General features: G+C 49.0%; 3 protein-coding genes. All 3 read right to left on the bottom strand.

Annotated features, from left to right (window positions below):
- Window positions 1-2,330, bottom strand: a 2,330-nt coding sequence (locus WBA23_RS24600) for a TonB-dependent receptor (protein ID WP_424584929.1), incomplete at its 3' end; no start/stop codon positions are given.
- 420 nt (window positions 2,331-2,750) lie between these two features.
- The gene (locus WBA23_RS24595; protein WP_424584928.1) at window positions 2,751-4,220 is read right to left on the bottom strand and encodes a DUF1501 domain-containing protein; all 1,470 of its coding nucleotides are present in this window, start codon (window positions 4,218-4,220) and stop codon (window positions 2,751-2,753) included.
- Between the two features lie 14 nt (window positions 4,221-4,234).
- Window positions 4,235-4,870, bottom strand: a 636-nt coding sequence (locus WBA23_RS24590) for a DUF1553 domain-containing protein (RefSeq protein WP_424584927.1), incomplete at its 5' end; no start/stop codon positions are given.

Genomic DNA, 4,870 nt, shown 5'->3' with positions numbered 1-4,870 from the left:
GTATTAGTTCGAGGATTGTACGTACGACTAAACTCATTTTCATTGTTGGTCACATTGCGGAAATCAACTCCAAACTCGTAAGTAGCCCGCTTCGCGTTGATACGGTACGAGATCTTTACGTCAGCCCGCAGATAGTCGTCAATGGCTTCCGAATACGCTAGGTTGTCTCGTCGTACTTCGTAGCCCAACGCTGCCGAACGCTCAAAGTCTATCGGGGTGATGCGGTTGCCGCCCGAGGCGGTAAATTTGAGATCAATGTTGAGCGTATTATTCTTACGACCGATTTTGAATTCCCGTCCACCGAGTAGGTTCATTACGTAGCCACCGTCAAAAGCTGTACTGCGTTCAATCCCGTCGCTACCCTCGTACTGAGCGTCAAACAGTGAGGTTGTCCAGAGAAAGTAGTAACCTTGGCTGAAAAATTGTTCTAAGGTAAGCTCTACGCCTAGGTTGCGTCCGGTACCTTCGTTCACTAAGAAGTCTTCGTCGGGCGTTCCAAATTCCGCCCCGGCATTAAGCAGCGAGAACGAGCTGGGAGTGCTTTCTACGGCAGCATCGGTAATGCTCTGGTAGTAAGCTTCCACTTTCATGCGCAGGTTTTGGCTCAATGAGTGATCGTAGGATAGTACCAGATGCTGGCTGTTCACGAAATCGAGGTCTTGGTTGGATAGTACTGTGGTACCATCAGCGAGTTCGCTTTGATTGAAGTATACTTCTACGGGCTGAATCTGGCTGTGGTAACCGTAGCCCAGCCCAATCGTCTGTCGGTCGTTGAGTTCGTATGATAGGCCCGCCCGAGGTCCCAACGAACGGCTATCGCTTATCTCAAAATGTTGGTAGTTAAGTCCGGTATTGAGGGTAAGGCGGTCGTTGAAGCGGTGCTGCCACTGGGCGTATACCTGGGTAAGTAGACTCTGCCCTTGGCTATTGCGAAAAACTTGTTCATCACCAGGTACCAGACGGCGGTTTTGGATGTCAAAATCATATAAGTCTAGGATAGTTCCTACGCTAACCGTATTACGGGCGTTAAACTTCTTGTTCACCATTAAGTGCGCGGAATACTTATTGTTCTCGATATCACCGTCCTGATTGGGAATAATTACGTTACGATTCTCGGTGTCAACGGAGTCAATTCGGAAACTGTCAGTCTGCCGTGAGCCGGCTAGTGATAATTTGTAATACGTAGTGTTATTGAAGTAGTAGAGGTGAGATAGCCCTACAATGCCGGTAGAGAACTCCGGGTAGAGGTTCTGGTTCTCGTCACTAAATAAATTTCCGTCTAGTTCTTCAACGTCCTCTTCACTGCCCAAAAACTCAATACTGCTGGTTCCGCCAATCCCAAAGAGGGTAAACCGACCCGCTTTTTTGGTAGGCACATTTACCTTAAAGGTCAGGTCTTGGAACTGAGGAATTGCCGTACCGGTGCCACCGTCAATCCCTAGGTTACTAAGCAGCCCAAAAGTGGAGTAGCGGTAGTTGACAATGTACGAAGCGCGCGAGTTTTTGCTGAAGGGTCCTTCGGTGCCCAGCTCGAAGCCGTTAAACCCAATTTGAGCTAAGTGCTCTCGCTTCTCACTATTACCGTTGCGCAACTGTAGATCGAATACTCCGGCAATAGCATTCCCGTATTCGGCTGGAAAAGCCCCGGTTAAGAAGTCCGACTTATCCAGTACGTTGTAGTTGAGCATACTTACCGGACCACCCGATGCCCCTAAGGCCCCAAAGTGACTCGGGTTGGGAATGTTGATACCATCGAGTCGCCACAGTACTCCAGTGGGAGAGTTGCCCCGAATCACAATGTCGTTGCGGTCGTCGTTGTTGGAAGCCACTCCGGCGAAATTAGCGGCCATACGGGCGGGGTCATTTAGACTACCCGCGTAGCGACCGGTTTCTTCCAAATTGAACGAGCGGGAGCTTACGGTAGTGAGTTCATTGTTGGTCGCCACTTTCTCCGCATTGGCAGTAACCACTACCTCGTCGGTCACCAGTACCTTTTCTTCTAGCGACAGATTAAGAACCACCTCTTTACCGGTGGTGACCATCACATTGGGTATAGTGCGTTCACCGTAGCCCAAAAAGGTGACTTGCAATGTTTGGCGTCCAATTGGAACACCAGTCAGTTTGAAGTAGCCCTCCAGATCAGTGGCGGTGCCAATCATTGGGTCAGTGCCTAGAATAATGACGTTAACACCTGTGAGTGGAAATTCCGATTGGGTATCTACAATCCGGCCCCGAATGGTTTGAGTAGCCGGACTTTGCGCATACAATGATGAGACGAATACGCTGATCCAGGCCAAGATTAATATGAGAATAGAGAACAACTTTTTCATAGCGTAATAGAGTTTGGGTGATTTGTACGCTACAAAGGTGCAAGCTCAGGAGCTGTTGCACAGGAAAAACCGGGTGAACCGTCGGAAAGCTAAGGTGAATGGATAATATTGTGGCACTTAAGTTGAAACAGGTGTTTATCGAGTAGAAAGTCTTTCCCCTGATAACTTTACTCTGAAAATAACTTGAATGGGCAGTAGAGGCAATCAGTAGATTTCAGTTGGCCTTTGCTATAGCAGAAAGAACCCATAAAATGTAGCTTGCCTGCTTAAATAAAACTATCTCTGATATGCTAAGTGCTCTTCGAGTGTGGAAACACGTGGGAGTTTGTATGTTGATAGTTCAAGTATTACTGCTTCGGGAACAATAATTGCCATCATCCCAATCTACGTTATCCTATACAATTAGTTGAGGAGGAAGTATTAAGCAAGGATATCCTTTACCACGTGACCGTGAACATCGGTGAGCCGGTATCTTCGTCCTTGGTGTTTGAAGGTAAACTGCTCATGATCTATACCCAGTAGGTGCATAATGGTTGCTTGAAAGTCGTGGACGTGTACGGGCTTTTCAGCTACGTTAAAACCGAACTCATCGGTAGCCCCGTAGGAAATACCCGGTTTCACTCCCGCTCCGGCCATCCAGAGCGTAAAGGCGTAGGGATGGTGATCTCGACCCCAGTTCCGAGTATCTTCAATATTGCCCTGAAGGAAAGGCGTTCTACCGAATTCTCCACCCCAAATTACTAGCGTATCTTCTAACATACCACGCTGTTTCAAGTCTTTAACCAAAGCTGCACTAGGCGCATCGGTATCTTGACACTGTATTTTTAGTTGGTAGTTTAAATTTTTGTGTTGATCCCATCCGGCGTGCATACACTGAATAAATCGAACATCGCGTTCAGCCAGCCGTCTTGCCATTAGGCAGTTAAAAGCAAAGCTGCCCTTGCGGTGTACGTCGGGACCGTACATATCCAGAATATGCTGAGGTTCATCTGAGAAATCAGTTAAATCGGGCACGCTCATCTGCATTTTGTACGACATCTCGTACTGAGCAATGCGGGTGCTGATCTCCGGATCGCCGTATTCCTGTAAGTTGATTTCATTGAGTGCTCGCATATCGTCCAGCATTTTGCGACGCATGGGCCGGCTCATTCCTTCGGGATTTTTCAGGTACAGTACCGGATCGCCTCCGCCCCGAAACTTCACTCCCTGAAATTTGGTCGGAAGAAATCCACTGCCCCAGTAGTAGTCGTAGAAGATTTGCCCGCAACTGGCTTCTTTGTCCCGCGAGGTCATCGCTACGAAATCAGGCAAATCTTTAGCGGTACTTCCCAAACCGTAGGTGAGCCAAGAACCCAAAGTGGGTCGCCCCGGCTGCTCTGAGCCGGTAAGAAAGAATGTGATCGCCGGAGCATGGTTCACCGACTCAGTATACATGGACTTGATGAAGCAGAGTTCATCGGCGATCTTAGCGGTTTCGGGCATAAAATCCGACACCCAGGCTCCGCTTTGTCCGTGCTGGGCGAAGTTGCTGATCTCGGCAATCACCGGCCGGGCCGTTTGCTTGCCGGTCATGGTAGAAAAGCGTTTGCCCTCAGTCAGCGAGTCCGGGATTTGCCTGCCGTGCCATTGGCGAAGCGTAGGTTTGTAGTCAAACAGATCTACGTGCGAGGGTGCCCCGTTTTGAAAAAGGTAGATCACCCGTTTGGCTTTAGGGGCAAAGTGGGGTAATCCTAAACCGTTACCTGTGGGCGCAGCCGCATTAGTATTTGCGCCCCACGACGAAAGAGGGTTCAGCATAGAACCTAGGGCCGCTACGCCAATGCCTTGCGCCATTTTGCCGAAAAAATTTCTTCGGGTGATTCCGGCCTGATATTCTTCAAATGGGTGCATTCTTTCCGATTTTGTTACTGCCTCGTAATGGTTTCGTCTAGATTTAGCAGCAGTGAGCTTAGCACCGCGTAGGTAGCGTACTCCGCCCGATCTATCCCGGCGTTCACCGGATACTCTCCTACCGAAATAATCTTCTGTGCTTCCTCTGGGTTACTGCTAAATTCGGTTCGTAGATCAGCTAGCCTATTTTTTAGAATACGCAACTCTTCGGGAGCAGGCTGTCGGGAAGTAGCCCACTCAAAAGCGTAAGTCAGTCTATCCTCATCAGTGTTCTCGCTAGTGATTATCTTCTCGGCCATCACTCGGGCCGCTTCGGTGTAGGTAATATCGTTTAGCGTGGTGAGAGCGTGTAGAGGAGTGTTCGTATTCAGCATCTTAACATTACACACCTGCCGAGATGAATTATCAAATAAAAACGTTGGGCCCGAGATACGTCGCCAGAAGGTGTAGAGGCTACGGCGGTAAAGAGCATCGCCGTGATCTTGCTCGTATTTTATTTTGCCGAAAGTAGCCTCCTCCCAAATACCTTCCGGCTGATAAGGTTTTACCGGCTGGCCTCCGATAGAATCCACCAAGAGTCCACTCATGAAAAGAGCCTGATCGCGGATCATCCAGGAAGGCAAGCGCATTCGGGTAGCTCTAGCTAAATA

It is taken from the genome of Tunicatimonas sp. (assembly GCF_049647865.1).
Taxonomy (GTDB): Bacteria; Bacteroidota; Bacteroidia; order Cytophagales; family Cyclobacteriaceae; genus Tunicatimonas.
Note: the sequence above shows the minus strand (reverse complement) of the source record. Positions and strands in the feature narration are given on the sequence as shown.